28 protein-coding genes and 1 other RNA gene are annotated in these 21,847 nt (G+C 58.6%); 13 read left to right on the top strand and 16 right to left on the bottom strand.

Annotated elements, in window-relative coordinates:
- Positions 1-90: 90 nt before the first annotated feature.
- From pnp to pspF, 12 genes are all read right to left on the bottom strand, one after another.
- Positions 91-2,388: a polyribonucleotide nucleotidyltransferase gene (pnp, locus tag AAFX04_04430; protein MEO1044666.1), complete on the bottom strand. Its 2,298-nt coding sequence runs from the start codon at positions 2,386-2,388 to the stop codon at positions 91-93.
- A 179-nt stretch (positions 2,389-2,567) separates the two neighbouring features.
- Positions 2,568-2,837, bottom strand: coding sequence for a 30S ribosomal protein S15 (rpsO, locus tag AAFX04_04425; protein ID MEO1044665.1), 270 nt, complete (start codon positions 2,835-2,837; stop codon positions 2,568-2,570).
- Positions 2,838-2,855: 18 nt separating this feature from the next.
- Entirely contained in the window at positions 2,856-3,893 is a 1,038-nt protein-coding gene (gene truB / locus AAFX04_04420) for a tRNA pseudouridine(55) synthase TruB (protein MEO1044664.1), read from the bottom strand.
- 1 nt (position 3,894) lies between these two features.
- Positions 3,895-4,485 carry a GNAT family protein gene (locus AAFX04_04415; GenBank protein ID MEO1044663.1) on the bottom strand — a complete coding sequence of 197 codons (591 nt, stop codon included), beginning with the start codon at positions 4,483-4,485 and terminating at the stop codon, positions 3,895-3,897.
- Positions 4,427-5,008, bottom strand: a complete 582-nt coding sequence (locus tag AAFX04_04410) for a thymidine kinase (GenBank protein ID MEO1044662.1) — start codon at positions 5,006-5,008, stop codon at positions 4,427-4,429. Before AAFX04_04410 ends, AAFX04_04415 begins: the two co-directional genes overlap by 59 nt.
- Before the next feature lie 105 nt (positions 5,009-5,113).
- Positions 5,114-5,506 (bottom strand): 30S ribosome-binding factor RbfA, encoded by a 393-nt coding sequence (gene rbfA / locus AAFX04_04405; protein MEO1044661.1) that lies wholly within the window; start codon positions 5,504-5,506, stop codon positions 5,114-5,116.
- Positions 5,493-5,903: a PaaI family thioesterase gene (locus tag AAFX04_04400; protein ID MEO1044660.1), complete on the bottom strand. Its 411-nt coding sequence runs from the start codon at positions 5,901-5,903 to the stop codon at positions 5,493-5,495. Before AAFX04_04400 ends, rbfA begins: the two co-directional genes overlap by 14 nt.
- 31 nt (positions 5,904-5,934) lie before the next feature.
- The gene (gene infB / locus AAFX04_04395) at positions 5,935-8,433 is read right to left on the bottom strand and encodes a translation initiation factor IF-2 (GenBank protein MEO1044659.1); all 2,499 of its coding nucleotides are present in this window, start codon (positions 8,431-8,433) and stop codon (positions 5,935-5,937) included.
- Between the two features lie 9 nt (positions 8,434-8,442).
- A complete protein-coding gene (locus AAFX04_04390) occupies positions 8,443-9,138 on the bottom strand; it encodes a DUF448 domain-containing protein (protein MEO1044658.1) in 696 nt (231 codons plus the stop codon).
- Positions 9,119-10,774 carry a transcription termination factor NusA gene (gene nusA, locus AAFX04_04385; GenBank protein MEO1044657.1) on the bottom strand — a complete coding sequence of 552 codons (1,656 nt, stop codon included), beginning with the start codon at positions 10,772-10,774 and terminating at the stop codon, positions 9,119-9,121. Before nusA ends, AAFX04_04390 begins: the two co-directional genes overlap by 20 nt.
- Before the next feature lie 2 nt (positions 10,775-10,776).
- The gene (rimP, locus tag AAFX04_04380) at positions 10,777-11,373 is read right to left on the bottom strand and encodes a ribosome maturation protein RimP (protein MEO1044656.1); all 597 of its coding nucleotides are present in this window, start codon (positions 11,371-11,373) and stop codon (positions 10,777-10,779) included.
- Positions 11,374-11,558: 185 nt separating this feature from the next.
- Entirely contained in the window at positions 11,559-12,659 is a 1,101-nt protein-coding gene (gene pspF, locus AAFX04_04375; GenBank protein MEO1044655.1) for a phage shock protein operon transcriptional activator, read from the bottom strand.
- 212 nt (positions 12,660-12,871) lie between these two features.
- Here pspF and AAFX04_04370 point away from each other — a divergent pair, with 212 nt between their 5' ends.
- The 12 genes from AAFX04_04370 to AAFX04_04315 all read left to right on the top strand — a co-directional run bounded on the left by AAFX04_04370 (position 12,872) and on the right by AAFX04_04315 (position 17,659).
- Entirely contained in the window at positions 12,872-13,069 is a 198-nt protein-coding gene (locus tag AAFX04_04370) for a hypothetical protein (GenBank protein MEO1044654.1), read from the top strand.
- Between the two features lie 77 nt (positions 13,070-13,146).
- The gene (pspA, locus tag AAFX04_04365; protein ID MEO1044653.1) at positions 13,147-13,830 is read left to right on the top strand and encodes a phage shock protein PspA; all 684 of its coding nucleotides are present in this window, start codon (positions 13,147-13,149) and stop codon (positions 13,828-13,830) included.
- 3 nt (positions 13,831-13,833) lie between these two features.
- Positions 13,834-14,139: an envelope stress response membrane protein PspB gene (gene pspB / locus AAFX04_04360; protein MEO1044652.1), complete on the top strand. Its 306-nt coding sequence runs from the start codon at positions 13,834-13,836 to the stop codon at positions 14,137-14,139.
- On the top strand, positions 14,136-14,510 hold the full coding sequence (pspC, locus tag AAFX04_04355; protein MEO1044651.1) for an envelope stress response membrane protein PspC: 375 nt from the start codon (positions 14,136-14,138) through the stop codon (positions 14,508-14,510). The genes pspB and pspC overlap by 4 nt, the downstream gene beginning before the upstream one ends.
- 48 nt (positions 14,511-14,558) lie before the next feature.
- Entirely contained in the window at positions 14,559-14,858 is a 300-nt protein-coding gene (locus AAFX04_04350; protein ID MEO1044650.1) for a hypothetical protein, read from the top strand.
- 14 nt (positions 14,859-14,872) lie between these two features.
- Entirely contained in the window at positions 14,873-15,148 is a 276-nt protein-coding gene (locus tag AAFX04_04345) for a hypothetical protein (GenBank protein ID MEO1044649.1), read from the top strand.
- Between the two features lie 4 nt (positions 15,149-15,152).
- Positions 15,153-15,515, top strand: a complete 363-nt coding sequence (locus tag AAFX04_04340) for a hypothetical protein (GenBank protein ID MEO1044648.1) — start codon at positions 15,153-15,155, stop codon at positions 15,513-15,515.
- A 28-nt stretch (positions 15,516-15,543) separates the two neighbouring features.
- The gene (locus tag AAFX04_04335) at positions 15,544-15,810 is read left to right on the top strand and encodes a hypothetical protein (GenBank protein ID MEO1044647.1); all 267 of its coding nucleotides are present in this window, start codon (positions 15,544-15,546) and stop codon (positions 15,808-15,810) included.
- Positions 15,811-15,859: 49 nt separating this feature from the next.
- Positions 15,860-16,120, top strand: coding sequence for a hypothetical protein (locus tag AAFX04_04330; GenBank protein MEO1044646.1), 261 nt, complete (start codon positions 15,860-15,862; stop codon positions 16,118-16,120).
- Positions 16,121-16,157: 37 nt separating this feature from the next.
- Positions 16,158-16,403, top strand: a complete 246-nt coding sequence (locus tag AAFX04_04325) for a hypothetical protein (GenBank protein ID MEO1044645.1) — start codon at positions 16,158-16,160, stop codon at positions 16,401-16,403.
- A 69-nt stretch (positions 16,404-16,472) separates the two neighbouring features.
- Positions 16,473-16,880 (top strand): SufE family protein, encoded by a 408-nt coding sequence (locus AAFX04_04320; GenBank protein MEO1044644.1) that lies wholly within the window; start codon positions 16,473-16,475, stop codon positions 16,878-16,880.
- Positions 16,881-16,918: 38 nt separating this feature from the next.
- The gene (locus AAFX04_04315) at positions 16,919-17,659 is read left to right on the top strand and encodes a CPBP family intramembrane glutamic endopeptidase (protein MEO1044643.1); all 741 of its coding nucleotides are present in this window, start codon (positions 16,919-16,921) and stop codon (positions 17,657-17,659) included.
- Between the two features lie 9 nt (positions 17,660-17,668).
- Here AAFX04_04315 and AAFX04_04310 read toward each other — a convergent pair whose 3' ends face one another.
- The 3 genes from AAFX04_04310 to AAFX04_04300 form a co-directional block, all read right to left on the bottom strand.
- Entirely contained in the window at positions 17,669-18,205 is a 537-nt protein-coding gene (locus tag AAFX04_04310; protein MEO1044642.1) for a J domain-containing protein, read from the bottom strand.
- Positions 18,206-18,221: 16 nt separating this feature from the next.
- Positions 18,222-19,961: a caspase family protein gene (locus AAFX04_04305; protein MEO1044641.1), complete on the bottom strand. Its 1,740-nt coding sequence runs from the start codon at positions 19,959-19,961 to the stop codon at positions 18,222-18,224.
- Positions 19,962-20,058: 97 nt separating this feature from the next.
- A complete protein-coding gene (locus AAFX04_04300; protein ID MEO1044640.1) occupies positions 20,059-21,042 on the bottom strand; it encodes a hypothetical protein in 984 nt (327 codons plus the stop codon).
- A 199-nt stretch (positions 21,043-21,241) separates the two neighbouring features.
- On the opposite strand from AAFX04_04300, the gene AAFX04_04295 reads away from it, so the two are divergent.
- Positions 21,242-21,382, top strand: a complete 141-nt coding sequence (locus AAFX04_04295; protein MEO1044639.1) for a hypothetical protein — start codon at positions 21,242-21,244, stop codon at positions 21,380-21,382.
- Between the two features lie 19 nt (positions 21,383-21,401).
- Here AAFX04_04295 and rnpB read toward each other — a convergent pair.
- Positions 21,402-21,810: RNase P RNA component class A (rnpB, locus tag AAFX04_04290), an RNA gene on the bottom strand.
- Positions 21,811-21,847 lie beyond the last annotated feature (37 nt).

Raw genomic sequence — 21,847 nt, 5'->3', positions numbered from 1 at the left:
ATATTGGCGAATATAAAATGAAGCGGACGTGAAAAAGGCCGCCAGATCGCTCCGGCGGCCTTCTCATGAATTCTTGCCCTGATCGTGCGATCAGTCGTCATCACCTTTGATGAAATCGGGCAGCGGGGCGTCGCCGCCCTTGTCACCACCGTCATTGTCACCGCCGCGACCACGACCGCGTCCGCGACCTCGGCCACGACCGCCTTCACGGCCACCATCACCATCGCGACGCGGGCCACGGCCGCCGCGCTTGTTCTCGCGGGGCGGACGGGTGTCTTCCAGCTCTTCGCCGGTTTCCTGATCGACAACGCGCATCGACAGGCGAACCTTGCCGCGCTGGTCGATCTCGAGAACCTTGACCTTGACTTCCTGCCCCTCGGACAGTTCGTCAGAGACCTTCTCGACACGCTCATTCTTGATTTCGGAGACGTGCACCAGCCCGTCCTTGCCGCCCATGAAGTTCACGAACGCGCCGAAATCCACCAGATTGACGACCTTGCCATTGTAGATTTTGCCGACTTCGGCTTCCTCGACAATGCCTTCAATCCAGGCCTTGGCAGCCTCGATCTGCGTGCCATCGGACGAGGAAATCTTGATCAGGCCTTCATCGTCAATATCGACCTTGGCGCCGGTTTCCGCGACAATCTCGCGGATCACCTTGCCGCCAGTTCCGATCACGTCGCGGATCTTCGCCTTGTCGATCTGCATCGTCTCGATACGCGGCGCGTGCTGCGACATTTCGGTGCGTGATGCACCGAGAGCCTTGGTCATCTCACCCAGAATGTGCGCCCGGCCTTCCTTGGCCTGGTTCAGCGCAGCCTTGAAGATTTCCTCGGTGATACCGGCAATCTTGATGTCCATCTGCATGGTGGTGATGCCGTTTTCGGTACCCGCCACCTTGAAGTCCATATCGCCGAGATGATCTTCATCACCCAGAATATCGGAGAGAACCGCAAAGTCATCGCCTTCCAGGATCAGGCCCATGGCGATGCCAGACACCGGACGCTCGATCGGAACACCGGCATCCATCATCGACAGACAGCCGCCGCAAATGGTCGCCATGGAGGACGAACCATTGGACTCGGTAATGTCTGACAAGATACGGATGGTGTACGGGAACTCCTCGGCATCTGGCAGAACCGGATGCAGCGCCCGCCATGCCAGCTTGCCATGACCAATCTCACGACGGCCCGGCGCGCCGAAGCGGCCCACTTCACCGACCGAATAGGGCGGGAAGTTATAGTGCAGCATGAAATTGCTGTAGGTCAGGCCATCAAGGCCATCGATCATCTGCTCGGCATCCTTGGTGCCCAAAGTCGTGGTACAGATTGCCTGGGTTTCACCCCGGGTGAACAGCGCCGAACCATGGGTACGCGGCAGGAAGCCGACCATGCTCTCGATCTGGCGCACTTCGTTGGTCTTACGGCCATCGATACGCTGGCCATCTTTCAGGATTGCGCCGCGCACAATGCTGGCTTCCAGCTTCTTCACCAGCTTCAGCGTGCCGAGATATTCCGCCGGGTCTGTTTCTTTCAGCGGTTCGAAATGCTCGCGTGCCTTTTCGCGCGCATCATTGATCGCATCCTGACGCGCTTGCTTGTCGGTGATCTTGTAGGCGGCTGCCAGATCGTCACCGATCAGACCGCGCAGTTCTTCCAGCTTGGCCGATTTGTCCTCGACAACGTCCAACTCCCAAGGGTCTTTGGCGGCCTGTTCGGCCAAGTCGATGATCGCTCCGACAACGGTTTTAATCTCGTTATGCGCAAACAGAACTGCGCCGAGCATTTCATCTTCGGTCAGTTCCTTGGCTTCGGATTCAACCATCATCACCGCGTCTTGGGTCGCGGCAACAACCAGATCGAGGCGACCATCTTCCAGAGCGGTTTCCTGCTTCGGGTTGAGGACATATTCGCCATCGATAAAGCCAACGCGCGCCGCGCCAATCGGGCCCATAAACGGCACGCCGGAAATGGTCAGCGCAGCAGAGGCCGCAATCATCGCAACGATATCGGCCTCGGTCTCGCCGTCAAAGCTCAGCACCTGGCAGATACAGTTGATTTCGTTGTAGAAACCTTCGGGGAAGAGCGGACGGATCGGACGGTCGATCAACCGGCTGGTCAGCGTTTCCTTCTCGGTCGCGCCGCGCTCACGCTTGAAAAAACCACCGGGTATACGGCCGGCAGCGGAGAATTTTTCCTGATAGTGGACAGTCAGCGGGAAGAAGTCCTGGCCTTCCTTAACCGAACGTGCGGCGGTGACCGCACAGAGAACAACGGTTTCGCCATAGGTCGCCAGCACGGCGCCATCGGCCTGACGGGCAATACGGCCCGTTTCCAGAGTGAGGGTTTTTCCGCCCCATTCCAGAGATACAGTTTTCACATCAAACATAGATTTTCCTTCTCAACCCGCGCGACCCTAATGCCGGGCGGGGCCTCTTTGGTTGCGGCACTGTCCGGTGCCGCGCGGTTCGGGGCGTGTTTCTGTTGCCCCATGGCATTCGCCGCCGAATTGCGTGCGATATGCCCCATAAGCAAAGCGGCCCGAAATGGGCCGCCCGCTTGAAAGTCTTATTTGCGAAGACCCAATTTGCCAATCAGGTCGGTATAGCGTTGCGCGTCCTTGCCACGCAGATAATCGAGCAGCGAACGGCGCTTGTTGACCATCATCAACAGACCACGACGCGAATGGTTATCCTTGTGGTGCGATTTGAAGTGATCGGTGAGCGTGTTGATACGCTCGGTCAGGATCGCGACCTGGACTTCCGGGGAACCTGTATCGCCCTCTTCGCGGGCATATTCCTTGATCAGTTCCTGTTTGCGTTCAGCAGTAATCGACATGGTTTCATTCCTCGAGCATCATATGTTCATATTGAAGCCGCGAATGACGCGAAGCTCGCAAGCTTCCAGCGAAACCAGCGCCAGCGGGACCATATCGCCGCCATGCACCCAATATTCGCCGTCATCACTGGCTATCCCGGTCACGACCTGGCCCTGACGGACCCGCCTTGCCTGATCGGGGGTGAGGGAAAGAGCCGGGATGCCGTCCAGCCCTGCCTCAAATGGCAAGATTATGTCTTCAAGTGGCGCGCCTTTACCGATTTCGTTGAGCTTGTCCAGCGAAATCGCTTGTTCCAGCGCAAAAGGCCCCGCTTTTGTCCGCCGCAACATGGTGACATGGCCAACCGTGTTCAACGCACGCGATATGTCGCGGGCGAGTGAGCGGATATAAGTGCCCTTGGAAACATGGGCTGTAAGGGTGATATCCGTTAATTCCTCCCCGGGACGGGGAGGGGGACCAGCGAAGCTGGTGGAGGGGGACATGCCGCTTGAATTGTGGTTCTTGAAAGCCCCCTCCGTCAGCGCTGACGCGCTGCCACCTCCCCGTCCCGGGGAGGAATTTAGGGACAGGCTGTGAATTGTCACCGCCCGCAGCTTCATCTCCACCTGCTCGCCCGCGCGCGCCCGATCATAGGCCCGCTGGCCATCGACTTTCAGCGCCGAATAGGCCGGCGGCACCTGCTCTATCGGCCCGGTAAAGCGCGGTAGTACCGCCTCAATATCCGCCAAGGTCGGACGATGAGCGCTCTTGGTCACTACAGCGCCTTCGGTATCCAGCGTATCCGTCTCCGCGCCGAACTGGATAGTGAAATCGTAACTCTTGGCCGCATCGAGCATCCGCCCGCTCAGCTTGGTCGCCTCGCCCAGCGCAATCGGCAATACCCCCGTGGCCAGCGGATCGAGCGTACCGCCATGCCCCACCTTGGTGACACCACCACCCTTGCCAGAGACCTTTATTCCGGCCTCGCGCAAATTGCGCTTCACCGCCCCTACCGCCTGGGTCGAACTCAGCTCCAGCGGCTTGTCGAGAATGATCCAGCCATGCGGTCGGGTCATGTTATTGCCCCTGCCACTCATCCCTGAGCAATCCGAAAACATGGGTGTCACGGACATAACCGGTCCAAGTGATGCGGTTCTTGCGCAGCACGCCCTCGCGCATCGCGCCCAGCTTGAGCACCGCCGCTTGCGAGCGGGTGTTGCGCCCGTCGACGCGAAATTCGATCTTTGTGAAGCCGCTGGCAAAGGCACGATCGATCATCAGGCGTTTCATGCTGTCATTCACCCCGGTGCCACGCGCGGCGGGTTCGATATAGGTGCCACCAATTTCAACGACCTTGTTGACCGCATCGGGGTTAATGTAATTGGTCATGCCGATGATTTTGCCCTGATGCAGCACCGCAAAGCGCACCCAGTTGCTGGTCCGGTGAAACCGCTCCATCGCTGCCTCGAATTGGTCATCAAGCATAGAAAAGGGATAAATCTCCCATATCTCCCGGTCACGTGCACAGGCAGCACGCAGGGGTTCAATATGATGCGCAGCCAGCGGCTCCAGCCGGACCAGTGGGTCTTCCAGCACCACCGAAAGCGCCTCAACCGTCACCGAGACGCTCCATGAAATGCTTGCGGCACAGCGCGACATAGCGGTCATTGCCACCAATCTCGGTCTGCGCACCTGCGCGGACAGGATTACCATCGGCATCGACGCGCAGGTTCATAGTTGCCTTTGCCCCGCAAAAACATATCGCTTTCAGCTCCACCAGCTGGTCTGCAATGGCGAGCAATTGTGCACTGCCGGGGAAAAGCTCGGCCTGGAAATCGGTGCGCAGGCCATAAGCCAGCACCGGGATTTTCAGCCGGTCGCAGACCAGCGCCAGTTGAAACACCTGGGCCTTGGACAGAAATTGCGCCTCGTCGATCAGCACACAGTTAAGCGACCGTCGTTCATGTTCCGCACCAATGGCGGCGAGCAGGTCGGTTTCTTCCTCAAAGCAATGCGCTTGCCGCTCCAGCCCGATGCGAGAGCTGATAATCCCCTGCCCGCTGCGATTATCGAGTGCGGCGGTCCACAACATGGTTTCCATACCGCGCTCTTCATAGTTGAATGCCGCCTGCAACAAGGTGGTCGATTTGCCGGCATTCATCGAGGAATAGTAGAAATAGAGCTTGGCCATGGGGCCAACCCATAACCGTTAGCCCTGAGCTTGTCGAAGGGCGCTTATCGATTATACACGAGCTTGCAAAACGTGCTTCGACAAGCTCAGCACGAACGGTTTGGATCAGTCCAAATCCCGCGCAACCTTGGGATCACTGAGTAGAGCCTCGACCCGGCTGGCCTCATCGAAACTGTCATCAGCGACGAATTTCAGCTTGGCCGCATATTTGGTGCGCACGCGCGACGCGACTTCGCGCTGGAAATAGGCGGTGTTGGTCCGCAATGCCTTGAGGATCGCCTCCTCATCCTTGCCCAGCAACGGTTTGACATAGACCGTCGCGTTGCGCAGGTCGGGCGTCATCCGCACCTCGGTAATCGCGATATGCGTCGCGGTCAGCATTTCATCATGCACCTCACCGCGCATCAGCAGCTCGGACAGCACATGGCGCACCTGCTCGCCGACGCGCAATACGCGCACCGAGCGGCCTTCGGGTGAGCTGTCATTATACTTTGCCATCGGGTATCCCTGTCAGCAATGCTGTGGTTGTCGAACGCACCAGCGTCACGCCCTGCATGTCCTGCAGTTCGCCTTCAACAAACACCACATTGCGGCCCATTTTGACCACCTGCGCCTTGCCGACCAACTGACCGAGCGGCACCGGGCGCAAATAGCTCATGCTCATCTCCAGGTTCAGCGGCAGCAGCCTGTTCTGGCTGTAACCAAAGGCTGCCGCCCCCATCACCTCGTCGAGAAAACCGCCAATCAGGCCGCCCTGAACGAAGCCGCGCGGGCTGGCGAACACCTCAGGCACATCGAAATGCATCGTCGCAACGCCGGTGTCACGGTCATAATCGACCGACTTAACGCCCATAAGCTCGGACGATGGCGATGCCAATGTGCGCTGTTCGGTCATCGCCCTGCCCCTGTTCTGCTATCACGCCTGATCAGAGCGTGCGCTCCTTCATCTCGACATCGAACACTTCGAGGGTATCGCCCGGCTTGATATCGTTGGTGTCTTCCAGAACCACGCCGCATTCGAGACCCGAACGAACCTCGTCGACATTGTCCTTGAACCGACGCAGCGAAGCGATAGTGGTTGCCGAGACAATGACATCCTCGCGCATGAGACGGGCATGGTGGCCCTTTTTGATGACGCCATCGAGGACCAGCAGGCCGGCTGCCTTGTCCTTCTTGCCCGCCGGGAAAACTTCCTTGACCTCGGCCTGACCGACAATCGTCTCGATCCGCTCGGGACCAAGCTCGCCCGCCATCTCGCCTTTGATGTCCTCGATCAGGTCATAGATCACATCGAAATATTTGAAGCGGACGCCATCGCGCTGGGCGATCTCGCGGGCCTTGGCATTGGCGCGGACGCCGAAGCCGATAATCGGGGCGTTCGATGCCTTGGCCAGCGTCACATCGGACTCGGTGATGCCGCCAACGCCCGAGTGCAGCACCCGCGCCTTGATATCATCGGTCGAGATATTGTTGAGGCTGCCGATAATCGCTTCGACCGAACCCTGCACATCGGCCTTGACCACCACCGGATATTCGATCGCCTTGTCGCCCAATGCAGAGAACATATTGTCGAGCGAGGCCGGTGCCATGGCGGTACGCTGTTCGAGTGCCTTTTGCTGGCGATATTCGGCAACTTCGCGGGCACGAGCTTCGTTATCGACCACGGTCAGCTTGTCACCGGCACCGGGGACACCCGACAGGCCGAGTACCTCGACCGGCAGCGACGGGCCTGCTTCCTTGACCTGCTTGCCCTTGTCGTCAATCATCGCACGCACCTTGCCGGCATGTTCGCCGACCACAAAGGTATCGCCACGCTTGAGCGTACCGCGTTCGATCAGCACCGTTGCCACCGGGCCGCGACCCTTGTCGAGCTTGGCCTCAATCACCACGCCTTCGGCGGCGCGATCTGGATTGGCCTTGAGTTCGAGCAATTCGGCCTGCAGCGTGATCGCCTCGATCAGCTTGTCGATATGGGTACCCTTCAGCGCCGATACCTCGACATCCTGCACCTCACCCGACAGCTTCTCGACGATCACCTCATGCTCGAGCAACCGGTTGCGAACATTGTCCGGCTCGGCGCTGTTCTTGTCGATCTTGTTGATCGCCACAATCATCGGGACATCGGCCGCCTTGGTGTGGTTGATCGCCTCGATCGTTTGCGGCATCAGCCCGTCATCGGCGGCAACCACCAGGATCACAATGTCGGTGACATTGGCACCGCGCGCACGCATCTCGGAGAAAGCCGCATGGCCCGGCGTGTCGAGGAAAGTGATCTTGTCGCCCGATTTCAGCTTCACCTGATAGGCGCCGATATGCTGGGTAATGCCGCCCGCTTCACCGGCGACAACATCGGTACCGCGTAGTGCATCAAGCAGCGAGGTCTTGCCATGGTCGACATGGCCCATGATGGTGACCACCGGCGGACGTGACTTGAGCGTGTCTTCCGGATCGACATCGGCTTCGGTATCGATCTCGACATCGGCTTCGCTGACGCGTTTGATCTTGTGGCCAAACTCCTCGACCAACAACTCGGCAGTATCCTGGTCGATGGTCTGGTTGACCGTCACCATCGACCCCATTTTGAACAGCGACTTGACCAGATCCGCGCCCTTTTCGGCCATGCGGTTCGCCAGTTCCTGTACTGTGATAGCCTCAGGCACGACCACTTCGCGTGACTGTTTGGGTTGCGCTTCACGCGGCTGACCCGACATTTGCGCCCGCTTTTCTTTTTCGCGCGCGCGCTTCAGCGCTGCCAGTGAACGCGCCCGTGCGCCACCATCGCCCTCGCTGAGCGCGCGGTTGACGGTGAGCTTGCCCGACTGGCGCCGTTCCTTGCGGTCACGGCTCGGCTTGGGAGCCGGTTTTTTCGGCTCGGGCCGCTTAGCCGGTGATACCGGGGTAAACTTGCGCGGTGCGGGAGCACTGGTTTTGGTCTCTTCCGGCGCCTTTTCGCTGACCGGTTCCGCTTCGGGAACAGGGGCATCGGCAGCTTTCTCGGCTTCGGCGCTGGCCTTGCGATTCTGCTCGGCGCGCGCCTTTTCCTCTTCTGCCTTGCGTGTCTTTTCCTCGGCCTCACGGCGGCGGGCATCTTCCAGCGCAGCCAGCCGCGCCTCTTCGGCTTCGCGCAGCAGCTTTTCCTGCCGCTCCTTGCGGCTCAGAACTTCGTCACCGGCAGGCTTGGCCTTTTTGGCCGGAGCCTTGGCCTCGGGCTTCTTCGCTTCCGGAGCAGGTGCGGGGGCAGGTGCCGGTGCTGGCTCGGGCTTGGCCCCCGGCTTGCCGACCAGCTTGCGGCGCTTGACCTCGACCACCACCTTGTTGGTGCGGCCATGGCTGAACGTCTGCTTCACTTCGCCAGACTCGACCGACCGCTTCAGTCCCAGCGGTTTACGGCCCAGCTTTGGCTTTTCTTCTTTGTTATCACTCATGGAACAGACTTAACCCTTCATCACTATATCTTCATGCATCCGATTGCCGGACGCATCACCGTCTGTTGGAACGGCAGACCCACGAAACTGCAACAGACGGAAAAGTATGGCTGTGACCCGGTCAGCCGCCGCGCTGTCGGTCAGAGCCAAATGCACAGTATTTTCGCGCCCCAATGCCACAGATAAGGCGGTGCGGTCCAGTGGCAAGATAATGCCTGCCTGGCCGCTGCCTTCCCTGTCACTGCCGACACGCCATGCCTGGTCGAGCGCGGCGCGGCCATTATCCCGGGCGTCGCCGGCATGGAGCAGCAGGCAAACCGCGCCGCTCCGCGCCGCTGTTTCGACCTTTTGCGCACCGCTGAGCAGCGTTCCGGCGCGCGCTTCCAGCCCCAGCCGGTCGAGCAGCGCACGGCTCAGCGCATCGTCGATATGCTGCACCAGATCATCGCTGATCACGACGTCTCCCGCCTTATAGGCGCGTTTCAGTGCGGGCAGCAATTTCCTGCCACGGATTGCGTCACGCAACAGTGCCGCGGACGGCGTCACCCATGCGCCGCGTCCCGGTGCGCGCGCGTGCACGTCCGGGGCGACATGATTATCGGGGCCAAGAGCCAACCGGATCAGAGCGCGGCTTTCGGCGCGCTCACCGGTCAGAATGCAGCGTCTTACGGGCGTATCGGCCGTATCATTGGGGAGTTTCCGCATCCGCGACCTCCCCATCGGCACTCAAGCCTTCTTCATTGGCATCACCGGCTGCCTCTTTCGCTGCCGGCTCTTCCTCATCGTCGAACCAGTGCGCGCGTGCGGCCATGATGATCTCATTGCCCTGCTCTTCGCTCAGGCCATATTCGCCCAGAACACCGACCACTTCCTCGCTGCGGCGATTTTCGCGGCGACGATTGTCGGCGCGCTTCTTGGCGATCAGCTCATCGGTGGCCAGATCAGCGAGATCATCAAGCGTCTTGATGCCTCCCTCGCCCAGCGTCACCAACATCTGCTCGTTGAGATGGACGATATCGGCCAACGCATCCTCGACACCAAGTTCACGCCGCTTTTCACGCGCAGCAGCTTCCTTGCGTTCCAGCGCCTCGACAGCACGGCTCTGCAGTTCGGCGGCCAGCTCCTCGTCAAAGCCCTCAATGCCCGAAAGCTCTTCGGGCGCAACATAGGCAACTTCCTCCAGCTCACTAAAGCCCTCGGCCACCAAAAGCTGCGACAGCGTCTCGTCAACATCGAGCTCGTTCTCGAACATTGCCGAGCGCTCGGTGAATTCCTTCTGACGCTTCTCGCTCGACTCTTCCTCGGTCATGATATCGATCGCGGCATCGGTCAGCTGTGAGGCAAGACGGACATTCTGGCCGCGACGGCCAATGGCGAGCGACAGCTGATCATCCGGAACGACCACCTCAATGCGGCCTTCTTCCTCGTCAATCACCACGCGGCTGACCGTTGCCGGCTGCAGCGCGTTGACGATGAAGGTCGCGGTATCCTCGGACCAGGGAATGATATCGATCTTCTCGCCCTGCATCTCCTGCACCACGGCCTGAACCCGGCTGCCCTTCATGCCAACACAAGCGCCGACCGGGTCAATCGAACCATCATGACTGATCACGCCGATCTTGGCGCGGCTGCCCGGATCACGCGCCGCGGCCTTGATCTCGATAATGCCGTCATAGATTTCAGGTACTTCCTGCGCGAACAGGCGGCGCATGAAATCGGGATGCGAGCGGCTCAGATAAATCTGGTGACCGCGATTTTCACGTACCACCTTGAGGATCAGCGCCCGGATGCGATCACCGACCCGGACCACTTCGCGCGGAATCTGCTGGTCGCGACGGATCACACCATCGGCACGCCCCAGATTGACGATGACATGGCCGAATTCGACCGATTTGACGACACCGGTGATAATCTCGCCGGCGCGGTCCTTGAATTCCTCGAACTGCCGCTCGCGCTCGGCATCGCGCACTTTCTGAAAGATCACCTGCTTGGCAGCCTGGGCGTCGATACGGCCAAGATCAACAGCAGGCAGCGGATCGACGATGAAGTCGCCCAGCTTGGCATCTTTCTCAAGCTTCTGCGCGCCTTTCAGATCGACCTGCTTGAAATAGTCTTCGACCTCCTCGACCACCTCGACAACGCGCCACAGCCGCAGATCGCCGGTATTGGGATCGAGCTTGGCGCGAATATCATTCTCCGCGCCATAGCGGGCCCGCGCCGCGCGCTGAATGGCTTCCTCGATCGCTTCGATCACAATCGTCTTGTCGATCATCTTCTCCGATGAAACGGCATTTGCAATTGCAAGCAGCTCAGCCTTGTTGGCAGAAATGGCGTCGGCCATGGTCAGTCTTCCTGTTCTTCGATCTGTTCTTCGGTTTCGGTTTCGATCTCGGCGTCGCCGGTGTCCAACGGCGCCGTGGCGGCAATCAGCGCGTCGGTCAAGACAAGTTTCGCCGAATGCATGATATCGAGCGGTATCAGGACGGTGTCGCCATCTGCCTGTTCGATCCCTGCAGCGGCTTTGCCATTGCGTGTATCAAGGCCGATGAGAATACCACGAAAATTGCGCTGGCCATCAAGCTTTTCGGTGACCGATATTTTTGCTTCATGTCCGGCCCATTGGGCAAAGTCCTTCTCACGCGTCAACGGCCGGTCGATACCCGGCGAGCTGACCTCGAGATGATAGGCATCCTCGATCAATATATTGCCCTGTTCCTCAGCCGCATCGAACTGTTCGGAAACGCGGCGCGAAATCGCGGCGCACTGGTCGATGACAAGCTGGCCGGTTGCCGGATCCTCCGCCATGATCTGCAGTGCCTGACCACCATCACCGGCTTCGGACGGCATGATTTTGACACGCACCAATTCGAAACCCAGGGCCTGCACCTCGGGTTCGATCAACGCTGTCAGCGTGGCAATATCGGCACTGTTCCCGGCCACAATAGTATCGCAATCCTGTCAGGCCCCGCAGGGCGGATTAAAGTGTCCAACAGGCAATGGCATTTGCGTCGGCCCCTCGCGGCGCCAACATCCCAATCACCAATATTGTCGGAATGTATATTATATAGACGCGATGGTGGCGTATGACAATGGCCGATCAGCTGGAGGGCCTATTTCTTTGCCAGTCAGCCGAGCAGGTCGTGCTTTTTCAATGCATGACGCAGCTGATCATAGCTGAGATTGAGCGCCTTGGCGGTCTGCCGCTGATTATAGCGGTTGCGCGCCAAGGCATGTTCGAGGATCGTGCGCTCATGTGCCTCAACTGCGGTTTTCAGACAGGTCACATCTTCCATCTGCTCCATCGGCAGCATCCCCGGGGCTGCCGCAGTGGCAACGCCAGCAACGGCGGCACTGCCATTGGCCTCAACCGCATCATTGGCCGTTTGGGGCGCGGGCGTTGCGGTACTGACCGGATCACCATTTTGCGAGGCCGCCGCCTCTCCCCTGGGCCGCCAGGGCGATTCGAAGGGATCGAACACCACATGGTCGACCGGCCGCGTCGCATCGTCCCAGCGATAGACAGCTCGCTCGACGACATTCCGCAATTCACGAACATTACCCGGCCATGGATAGCGTTGCATTGCCTGCAGCGCGAGATCACCAAAGCCGGGCCATTCTTCCCAGCCCAGCTCGGTGCCCATGCGGCGACCGAAATAATCGGCCAGGATCGGGATATCGCCATCGCGCACGCGCAACGGCGGCAGTGTCACCACCTCGAACGACAACCGGTCGAGCAAATCGGCCCGGAAGCGATGCTGTTCGACCAGCTTGGGCAAATTCTCATTGGTGGCGGCGACGATGCGGACATCCACATTGACCGGTCTGGAAGAACCGATGCGGGTCACCTCACCATATTCGACCGCGCGCAGCAGCCGCTCCTGGGCGCCCATGGATAAAGTGCCGAGCTCGTCGAGAAAGAGTGTGCCGCTATCGGCCTCCTCGAACCGTCCGACACGCGCCTTGGTGGCGCCGGTAAAGGCACCCGCCTCATGACCGAACAGTTCCGCCTCGATCAGTGTTTCGGGCAAGGCGGCGCAGTTCATTGTCACCAGTGGTCCATCCCATCTCAGGCTCAGGCGATGCAGACGTTCGGCGATCAGTTCCTTGCCGGTACCGCGTTCACCAATGACCAACACCGGACGATCCAGTGCCGCAGCACGGCTGGCGCGCTCGACAGCGTCGAGAAACGCCCCGGACTCGCCGATAAACTGACTTGCGCGCTCCATATTCCAACCTCAATGATGTGCCATATCATGGCAATACAGCAAATTTTCCTAACTTATAGTATATTTTCCCAATATACCGCAACTCCTACGCTGCCGAAATTTGGATTAAATATATTTATCTCATTTTATCAATAGTTTGTAGAAACTGGCACATAGCCTGCTTTACCATTTGTAAATTCGATACACTGAATTTGAGATGAGTGGAGGACAACATGGCACACAATCAGGACTTCCCGATGGATGATAACCAGCCCGCCAGCAAGGCAACCGTAATGGGCTGGATGATTGCTCCCGCCCTGCTGTTCGCCACGCTTTATCTCAGCAGCGTCGGCCCGATGGTCGTGGTTGACGATGCCGCCGATACTGGCACTAATGTCAGTCAGGTCTTTTCGGTCAGGTATTTTTCCTGACGAAATAGGGCGGCCGGGACGTTAACCCCTTGCCCCGTCCCGGCCGCTTAATTGTTTCTTACCCTGGAGTAGCACAAATGGGAATATTTTCACGAACCCGCGATATCATCGCCGCCAATGTCACCGACATGCTGGACCGCGCCGAAGACCCGGCCAAGATGATCCGCATGATCATCCTCGAAATGGAGGAGACACTGGTCGAGGTTCGCGCATCTGCCGCGCGCACCATTGCCGACCAGAAGGAAATGCGCCGACATATCGACAAGCTGGACGCATTGCAGGCTGACTGGTCCGAAAAGGCGCAGCTGGCATTGTCCAAGGGTCGTGAAGATCTCGCCCGCGCGGCGCTGGTCGAAAAGAAGAAAGCCGGCGACATGTCGGCCCAGCTGAGTCAGGAAATCCTGGTTCTTGATGATGCCTTGCGCGCGTCGGAGCAGGATATTGCCAATCTGCAGAACAAGCTGCGCGAAGCACGCAGCCGCCAGACGACGATCATGTCGCGCCTCGAAAGCGCGGAGAACCGCATCAAGCTCAAGACCATGTATAATGGCGACAAGGTTCAGGAAGCATTTTCTCGCTTCGACCTGCTGGAACGCCGTGCCGACATGGCCGAAGGCGAAGCCGATGCGCTGCAGCTTGGCCATGACGGACCGCCGACACTGGAAGACCAGATCACAGCGCTGGAATCGAGCGACAAGGTAGACGAAGAATTGGAGGCGATGAAAAAAGCGCTGAACAAGCCATCAGACAAAGGGGAATAAGCGATGGAAGATATTCTGGTACCAATCATGGTCGTCGGCATGCTGTTTATCGGCCTGCCCTGGATCATCTTCCACTATATCACCAAGTGGAAAACCGCCGCGACGCTGACCAATGAGGATGAGGGCCTGCTCGAAGAGCTGTATGTCATGGCCCGCCGCCTTGACGACCGGATGGACACAGTCGAGCGCATCATCAAGGCGGACAATCCCGACTGGCGCCCGGCGCGGCTGTCCAGCCCGGAACCCGAAGAAGACGATCCATCGATCGGTCGTATTGAACAAATGATGCAGGAAAGGGCCCGCAAATGAGCCGTCGGACAAAATTCTATCGCGACAAGCAGAATGGCAAGCTGGCAGGCGTATGCGCCGGGATAGCAGATTATACCGGCATCGATGTGGCCTGGGTCCGTATCGCCGCTGTCTGCATCACCCTCTTCGTGTTCCAGCCGCTGATCATCGCCTATATCGTCGCCGCCATGGTGACCGAGAAGAAGCCGAACAGCCTCTATGTCGATTATGACGAACAGAAATTCTGGCAGGGTGTCCGCCAGTCGCCATCGCGCACCGCCCGCGACGTCCGCTCACGCTTTCGCGATATCGATCGCCGACTCGCCGATGTGGAAATGTACTACACCAGCAACAACCGCCAGCTTTCCGACGAGATAGAGCGGCTACGCTAAGCGACAACGACGGACAGAAAAGAAGAGATCAGAAGGGAGAACAGCAATATGTCATGGGGTGGACCATCATTTGTCATATTGATTGTAGCGCTGATGACAGTCGGCTGGCTGGTCAACAACTGGATCCGTGCCAGGCACGGCTATCCGCTGGAAGATGAATGGGGCGGAAAGACCGAAAAAGGCGATATAGATTCGCAACGCAAGGTCGAACTGCTGACCTCCGAAAATGAGCAGCTCACCGGGAAAATCTCCCGCCTTGAAGAACGTATCTCGGTGCTCGAGCGCATCGCTACCGACAAGGAAGGCAGCGCTGCGAAACTGTCCGATGAAATCGAGAAGCTGCGCTAGGGAGTGCGGATATCATGGAAGCACTATTTTTCGGTATAGGGATAGGCATTGTCGGCATGAGCGCCGCCGCCTGGGGCATGTTCGATCGCTGGGTCGAGCATAAGGAAAAGCTGGCCGAGAAAGATGATGTTGCGAGCCAGAAGATCGCAGCACTGTCATCGGAAAATGAGCAGCTGAGCCAGCATATTATCGCCATGCATGATCGGGTTGCCATGCTGGAACGCATTGCAACTGACAGGGAAACCAGCAGCGCAAAGCTGTCAGATGAAATCGAAAATCTCAGGAGCTAAGGCAATGGAACCGGAAAAATTACAGGTCATCCAAACCGTTTTACCTTTTATCGCAGTGCTCGTCAGCGTTGGTGTTGCCGGCTGGGTCGCCACTACATGGCTGCGGATCAAAAATGGCTATCCGCTCGATGGTGCCTGGGGCCAGGCGGTCTATCCCAAGAAAGACCGCGAGGCGGTCGAGCGGGTCAAGCTGCTGACCCAGGAAAATGCCGAGCTGCGCGCCGAACTGGGTTCGGTCAAGGACCGGCTGGCCAATGTCGAACGCATCGTCACCGACAGCAGTCACCAGCTGACGCATGAGATCGAGGCGCTGCGCGACAGGCGGATCGAACAGAAGCGCGACGATCGCACCAACGAACCGCTGTGAGCACCGGGAGGGAAGAGAGGATTAGCCGATGAAAGAATTCGCCATATTGATCCCATTTGTCGGCATGTCGATTCCGATCATTGCCATCATCGCGACCACGGTGAACAAATGGCTCAAGGTCAAGGAAAAGCAGATCGAGGCGGTCAGCAGCGAAACCGCGGAGAAAGCCGCGCGCTATGCGGCCCAGACCGAGCGGCTGGAGCAGCGGGTGCGGGTGCTGGAGCGGGTGATTACCGACAAGGGTTACGACCTGTCGCAGCAGATAGAGGATCTGCGCGACGAGTCACTAAACTGATAAACGGCCGCACAGCGGGCCTGAAGACAGGAAGATAGAGGGAAGAGACATGAATCCGTTTGAAATGGTCATTGGCATTGTTCTGATCGTCTCGATCGCTGGCGTGCTGCGCGCCCGATACCGCGCCCAGCACGGCATTTTGGAGGATGAGGACGGCAACCAGTTCCGCTCCGACAATAGCGAGGCCAAGGCATTGCAGGCAGAAGTACACCAGCTCAAGGAACGGATCGCAGTGCTCGAGCGAGTCATTACCGATGACCGCGGATCGCGCGACCTGGCCCGCGAAATAGAAGATTTGCGCAACAGCTAAGCACCGAATGCAAGGATGAAACCTTAAGGAAGATATCATGCAGGAACCCACTACGATCTTGATTGTGACTGCGGCGGCCTTGCTCGGCCTCACAATCCTCGCAGCGACGCTGTTGCGTGCCTGGAACGACTGGATTGCGCTCAAGCAGATGGAGCTGCGCCAGCAACGCAGCGGCGATGACGAGACGCATGACCCGCACAACACCAATACCCGCATAGAGCTGGCCGATCTGCGCGAACGGCTGCGCAAGCTGGAAGCCATCGCCGCCGGGGTGGAGCTATAGGCCGGTTCTCTTGGCTCCGCCCGTCTTTCCCTCTTTCGCATCGGACTGCGTCTTGCTAAGCGCGCCGCCATGCAAAGTCTTGATGACATTGTCGACGAATATGCGTTTCTCGATGGCGACGAACGCTATCGGCTGCTGATCGAGCTTGGCCGTCAACTGGAGCCGATGCCCGATGCGCTGAAGACCGATGCGACGCTGGTGCGCGGCTGCTCGGCGGCGGTATGGGTTTATCCCACCCGCGGCGATGATGGCGATCTGCACTTCCTCGCCGACAGCAATGCGGCAATCACCAAGGGCATTATAGCATTGGTGCTAACCACTGTGCAGGATGGCACCCCCCAGCAGATACTCGATACCGACATTCCGGCGGCGCTGGAACCGTTTGACCTCAAGAACCAGCTGTCATCCAACCGTACCCAGGGCATCCCCAATATGATCGCGCTGATCCGCGAAACGGCGCAACGTTACGCGGCGTGATAGCAGATATTCACCGTCATACCGGGTCTTGAGCCCAAGTGAATTTTACCCGTTCCCTGCTGTTTTTCGGTCTGCCGGGGATCGCCATAATCGCCGGGGTATATCTCGGCGTTCCATTGGCAACCGACCATGGCATAGCGCTGATTATCAGTTGGACAGCCGCAATATGGTTGCCGATTGTCACCATGCTGGCCTGGGTGGTTTTCCAACATCGGCAAAGCGCATCGGCATTGTCCTTTCGTGAAAGATTCTGGCTGACAAAACCCACAAAAGAGGCATGGATTGCCATTTTCGCTGGTTTTCTGACTCTCCAGCTATGTGAAATCCTGCTGGCGAGTACCGGCACCTATTTTGCACAATTTCCTTTTTTTGCACCGCCTGAAATCATTCCCGAATTATTTGACCCCAGACTTGATATTTCGCAGGGGCTGGCAAGTTTTTTGGGTGTCCCCGTCCGCGGCAACTGGTGGCTCGTGCTGTTCTGGCTCGGATGGCTGGTGATCAATATCGGCGGCGAAGAGCTGCTTTGGAGAGGCTATGCCCTGCCGCTGCAGCAGCGCTATTTTGGTAAATGGGCCTGGCTGATCAACGGGCTGTGCTGGAACCTTCTCGTCCACGCATTTATGCGCTGGAATTTTTTAACGTTGATGCCGATCAGCCTCGTCATCCCGTTTCTGGTGCAGCGCTATCAGAATAGCTGGATTGGTATCGCCATCCATGGCCTTGGCAATGCGCTGGTGTTGGCGATCCTGATCCCCAGCATCGCCGGCTGGCTCTAAGCTACAATATTATTCCGGCTTCCACTCGCGCCGCTCTTCTGCGGATTTGAGCACCTGATAGCTGAGCTGGATCGCCTGGAAGCGTTCGGCGGCCTCCTGGTCGTCGGGATTGGTATCGGGATGGTTTTGCTTGGCGAGCAGGCGATAGGCTTTCTTGACCGCCGAAAATTCCACATCCGGATCGAGACCCAGCACTTCCAGCGCCCGCATCTCATCGGCCGAGCGGCTACCATCGCCAGAACCGGCCCAGCCATAATGCGATGCCTCGCTATAACCTTCGCTCTCGCGCGTTTCGTCACGGGCCCGCGCCGCCGCTTCTTCCTTGCTCAGCCCCTCGAAATAGTCCCAACCGCGATTATATTCTGCTGCATGCTTCTCGCAGAAATACCAGCGGTCGGGGCTGTTGGGTGATTTCGGCGCCGGGCAGTTTCCCGGTTCCTCACAGCCATGGCGATCGCAAATACGGACCTTTTCCGCCTCACGCGAAGCGCCATAGCCGCGCCAGCGGGGAAAACCCCAGTCAACCGATCTGCGTGAATGTGCCATCACCTGAATTTAGGCGTTACTCGCCCGAATATCCAGCCTTGAGTGACAGCATCTTTGCCTTTCTGCCCGGTTGCAGGTCCGGCTGGCCCAGCGCAAGCTCGGCCCAGAACAACGCCTCTTCGCCGGATTTGGCGACCCCCCGCCCTTCGGCATAGAGGCTCGCCGTGATGGCGCGTGAATCGGCAAAACCTGCCCTGGCCGCCTTCACGCAGTCTTCCGCCGCTTCACTGGCGCGATAATAATGGTCATAGAGCGAGCATATCCAGTGATGTCCTTCGAGATTGCCGTCACCGGCAAGCTGACGCAGCCGTGTCTCGGAACCGGTAAAGTCGTCGCCATAGGTGCCCAGCGCATAAATGGCGAAGGGATGGCCTTTATCGGCGGCCGAGCGAAACAGCGCGAGCGCTCTGGGCTTGTCATTCAGACCATATTTGCCGAGCCAGTAAAGCGATGCCAGATGCGATTGCGCCTTGGCATAACCCTGCTCTGCCGACGCATGGTACATTTGCAGCGCGGTATCGATATCTGCATCGCTGCTTTTGTTGGTGATCAGGAAATAGCCATATTCCAGCTGTGCTGCCGGATGGCCCTTTTGCGCCGCCTGGCGCAGCATGGTGCGCGCGCGTGACAAATCCTTGGGCACGCCGACGCCGAAATGATACATATAGCCGAGCAGATATTGCGCCAGCATATTGCCCGACATTGCGGCATTGATCACCTCTTCGGCTTTGAACCGGGCGAGCAGTTCATCGATGATGACCGGTTCATCGGTCACCGCAAGACGGTCTATCGTCAGTTCTGAAAGCCAGGCGAGCAATACCGGATCGATCTGGCGCGGACGCGAACCACCGATTATACCACCAAGCGCGGAACCCACAGGGTTGGGCCGCTGTTCACGCGACGCTTCAACGAAGTAGAAATCGTCGTAGAAAATGCCATAGGGAAAGGGATATTGCGCATCGGGCTGCATATCCTTGGTCAGGGCATAGACATCGCGTCCGACCGCTTTGAAGAAATAGCTCAGTTCAAGCCCCGGCGTATCGATCCGCTGAATGATCGCTTTGGCGAAGGGGCTGACCCTTGACCCTGCGGGTGCATCATCAAAGGCAGGTCTGCCTTTGGCGGTCGAATAGAAAACAACGCCACGGTCAAGCCGCAGCAGCCCGACAGGATGCACACCACCATCAGGCCCGGCCGGTTCAACATCGCGCAGCTGCACAACCGCGTCCTCGGTGCGACAGGCATCCATGAAGAACAGCGAAAATGTGCTGGCATTACTGGCGGCATCCATCACCTGCTGCAACGGTATAAAGGCGCTAGACAACTCAGCCTTGCTTGCAACCGCTGGCGCATCAACGGGAACAATATAGTTGTTGCCGCCATATTCGAAGCCATGACCAGCATAATAAACCAGGGCAGTTTCGGCGATGGCGGCCTGTCTGCCAAATACACCCAGATTTTCGCGAATGTCCGTGCTGCTGGCATTAAGCAGCAGGGTCACCCGGAAACCCGTTCCCGCCAGTGCCTTGCAGACCTGCTTGCCGTCATTGGTGGCATTGGCGAGTTGCGGCCAGTTGAAATCGGGATAGCGGCCATTGGCAATGATCAGGGCAACGCGGGCGTCTTCATTGTCGCTGCCGCATTCCAGTCTTTCACCCGCGCTGGCAATGCCTAGCTGCAGCACGCCGATGGACAGCAGGATTACGGCCCGCCAGAGCCATTTGCTCAGCCCTGATATATGCAATCCTACCCCCATGAGGACATCCCTGCCATGGTTACAGCCTAATCCGCATGGGGCATGGAGGCAATGCCGGTGACATTGCTATCGGCAACCGGCGCTTTACCGAATGGAATTACTTTCCGCCGTCATCCGTATTCAGATAGTCGGTGAAGAACTGGCGCATCGCCGAACGCTGGCGCGCCGATCGCACATTTACCGGTGCCTTGTAGAGCGCGGTCAGCAGCGCCACGTCCCAGTCACGGACGCTGAGCGGCCTGTCATCGGACCGCAATTCGGGGTCGAACAGTTCGAGCACCGACTCGATATTCGCCTTTTTCGGGCCTTCCGGGTCGGTCTGTATCAGACCGCGCATCAGCGCATAATCGGCAAGCTGCACCGTCGTCATGCCGGCCACCGCATCCTGCTCTATAATGACAAAGGCATGGCGCAATTCCTGCCGCACCGGAACGCCTATCAGCGACTTGGTGCTGGTGCGCGCGGCATTGACCGCTTCGGAACCAATGACGCTGTTGCCCCCGCCGGGAACAGGCACGCCCGCACCCAGCCGTGATCGACTGGTGCCGTCCTCATTGGAGATGGTATCGGTGGTGTGCCAGGCATAAACTGGCCCTTCATTCCGCTGCAGCCGGTCGCGCTGCCATAGCGGCATCTGGCCGAAGGCGGCGCGATACCGCCTCCGCAGCGTTCTGAGCGCCGACTTGCCGTCATCAACGATCAGTAAATGGATATTGGGACTGCACTCGGCATCGGCGACTTCGACACCGGCATGTTTGGCGACCTGCCTTATCCGCTTCTCGATGAGAGCATTATTCTCTTTCGAAAAGCCGATCGCCGAGGGGCAGACCGGATCGGTGAAGCGGGCATATTGGTCGCCCGGGGTCTCGCTGATCACCGCATCAATATAGCCGAGTATCGCCTTGCGCTGCTCGAGCTGGCCGGTGACGGTAATGGCATCGGTATCATCAGGGGCAGTGTCATCACGGGCTTCATCGCCCTGCTGCACCGTCCGTGCTTCTACAGGAGGACTCTCCTGCGCGATACCGGCTTGTTGGGCACCCGCCAGGGCAAAAGCAAGAAAAGCTGTCTTTGCAAGCATATCTCTACACATCCTTTTGGCAGCGATTACGCCGGAGCAACTATCATGATAACGGACAGGCCTGAATATCGCTCCCATCAACAAAGCATATTATTCGATCCATGCCGTTTATCGGCGGTCAGCGGATTTGGTCGAAGCCCTGTTGCGCACTCAACATGGCTACCTATGTTGCAGTGCAATATTGACAGACGAGACCGTAATGAGCCGCCAACTGACCCTTTCTGCCTTGCTATCCAGCCTCATGGTGCTGGGCTTTGTGCTGGCCAGTGTGCCTGCACCGACCGGTGTAGCTCTTGCTGCCGGTTCAGCGCCGCTGTTCCAGGCCAGCGCCGCGCGCTGAGAATATTTCCGCAAGACTATATGCCAGAGGGCCTGTAAGCCGGGTTCTGTTCCCCTGCTCCATAATATAGAGCGGGTTCGACAGCCATTCCTCTCGGCGCATCATTGCTGATACGCTCCAGCAACCAACCCGGATGGCATGGACCCGAAACCGTCCGGCAGCTTGCGCTGCCCCGCCATCCCTATTTGGTCTTGCTCCAGATGGGGTTTACCGTGCCGCGGCCATTGCTGGCGCGCGCGGTGCGCTCTTACCGCACCCTTTCACTGTCACGTGACCAAAGCCTTCGCGACCTGCTTTCTGTTGCACTGTCCCTGATCCTTCGACATGCTCAGGATCGCCGGACGTTATCCGGCATCTTTGTTTCGTGGAGCCCGGACTTTCCTCGAGCCTTTGCAAATGCGCCGGCGCGCGACTGTCCAGCCCTCTGGCTGGGTTGCGCATAACAGATCATGCTGCGGCGCGTCC

This window comes from Pseudomonadota bacterium, from assembly GCA_039818985.1.
Classification (GTDB): Bacteria; Pseudomonadota; Alphaproteobacteria; order Sphingomonadales; family Sphingomonadaceae; genus Alterisphingorhabdus.
The sequence above is the reverse complement of the archived record's forward strand: the minus strand, read 5'-3'. Positions and strand labels throughout refer to the sequence as shown.

What these genes read in the sequence shown, in the direction of transcription:
- nusA (MEO1044657.1), bottom strand. Translation starts at nt 10,774, where the DNA reads ATGGCCGACGCCATTTCTGCCAACAAGGCTGAGCTGCTTGCAATTGCA.
- AAFX04_04410 (MEO1044662.1), bottom strand. Translation starts at nt 5,008, where the DNA reads ATGGCCAAGCTCTATTTCTACTATTCCTCGATGAATGCCGGCAAATCG.
- AAFX04_04335 (MEO1044647.1), top strand. Translation starts at nt 15,544, where the DNA reads ATGAAAGAATTCGCCATATTGATCCCATTTGTCGGCATGTCGATTCCG.
- pspF (MEO1044655.1), bottom strand. Translation starts at nt 12,659, where the DNA reads ATGGAGCGCGCAAGTCAGTTTATCGGCGAGTCCGGGGCGTTTCTCGAC.
- infB (MEO1044659.1), bottom strand. Translation starts at nt 8,433, where the DNA reads ATGAGTGATAACAAAGAAGAAAAGCCAAAGCTGGGCCGTAAACCGCTG.
- AAFX04_04340 (MEO1044648.1), top strand. Translation starts at nt 15,153, where the DNA reads ATGGAACCGGAAAAATTACAGGTCATCCAAACCGTTTTACCTTTTATC.
- AAFX04_04370 (MEO1044654.1), top strand. Translation starts at nt 12,872, where the DNA reads ATGGCACACAATCAGGACTTCCCGATGGATGATAACCAGCCCGCCAGC.
- pspC (MEO1044651.1), top strand. Translation starts at nt 14,136, where the DNA reads ATGAGCCGTCGGACAAAATTCTATCGCGACAAGCAGAATGGCAAGCTG.
- pnp (MEO1044666.1), bottom strand. Translation starts at nt 2,388, where the DNA reads ATGTTTGATGTGAAAACTGTATCTCTGGAATGGGGCGGAAAAACCCTC.
- rpsO (MEO1044665.1), bottom strand. Translation starts at nt 2,837, where the DNA reads ATGTCGATTACTGCTGAACGCAAACAGGAACTGATCAAGGAATATGCC.
- AAFX04_04400 (MEO1044660.1), bottom strand. Translation starts at nt 5,903, where the DNA reads ATGACCGAACAGCGCACATTGGCATCGCCATCGTCCGAGCTTATGGGC.
- AAFX04_04320 (MEO1044644.1), top strand. Translation starts at nt 16,473, where the DNA reads ATGCAAAGTCTTGATGACATTGTCGACGAATATGCGTTTCTCGATGGC.
- AAFX04_04305 (MEO1044641.1), bottom strand. Translation starts at nt 19,961, where the DNA reads ATGGGGGTAGGATTGCATATATCAGGGCTGAGCAAATGGCTCTGGCGG.
- AAFX04_04330 (MEO1044646.1), top strand. Translation starts at nt 15,860, where the DNA reads ATGAATCCGTTTGAAATGGTCATTGGCATTGTTCTGATCGTCTCGATC.
- AAFX04_04300 (MEO1044640.1), bottom strand. Translation starts at nt 21,042, where the DNA reads ATGCTTGCAAAGACAGCTTTTCTTGCTTTTGCCCTGGCGGGTGCCCAA.
- rbfA (MEO1044661.1), bottom strand. Translation starts at nt 5,506, where the DNA reads ATGGCAAAGTATAATGACAGCTCACCCGAAGGCCGCTCGGTGCGCGTA.
- AAFX04_04325 (MEO1044645.1), top strand. Translation starts at nt 16,158, where the DNA reads ATGCAGGAACCCACTACGATCTTGATTGTGACTGCGGCGGCCTTGCTC.
- AAFX04_04345 (MEO1044649.1), top strand. Translation starts at nt 14,873, where the DNA reads ATGGAAGCACTATTTTTCGGTATAGGGATAGGCATTGTCGGCATGAGC.
- AAFX04_04390 (MEO1044658.1), bottom strand. Translation starts at nt 9,138, where the DNA reads ATGCGGAAACTCCCCAATGATACGGCCGATACGCCCGTAAGACGCTGC.
- AAFX04_04415 (MEO1044663.1), bottom strand. Translation starts at nt 4,485, where the DNA reads ATGACCGCTATGTCGCGCTGTGCCGCAAGCATTTCATGGAGCGTCTCG.
- pspB (MEO1044652.1), top strand. Translation starts at nt 13,834, where the DNA reads ATGGAAGATATTCTGGTACCAATCATGGTCGTCGGCATGCTGTTTATC.
- AAFX04_04295 (MEO1044639.1), top strand. Translation starts at nt 21,242, where the DNA reads ATGAGCCGCCAACTGACCCTTTCTGCCTTGCTATCCAGCCTCATGGTG.
- AAFX04_04310 (MEO1044642.1), bottom strand. Translation starts at nt 18,205, where the DNA reads ATGGCACATTCACGCAGATCGGTTGACTGGGGTTTTCCCCGCTGGCGC.
- truB (MEO1044664.1), bottom strand. Translation starts at nt 3,893, where the DNA reads ATGACCCGACCGCATGGCTGGATCATTCTCGACAAGCCGCTGGAGCTG.
- AAFX04_04350 (MEO1044650.1), top strand. Translation starts at nt 14,559, where the DNA reads ATGTCATGGGGTGGACCATCATTTGTCATATTGATTGTAGCGCTGATG.
- pspA (MEO1044653.1), top strand. Translation starts at nt 13,147, where the DNA reads ATGGGAATATTTTCACGAACCCGCGATATCATCGCCGCCAATGTCACC.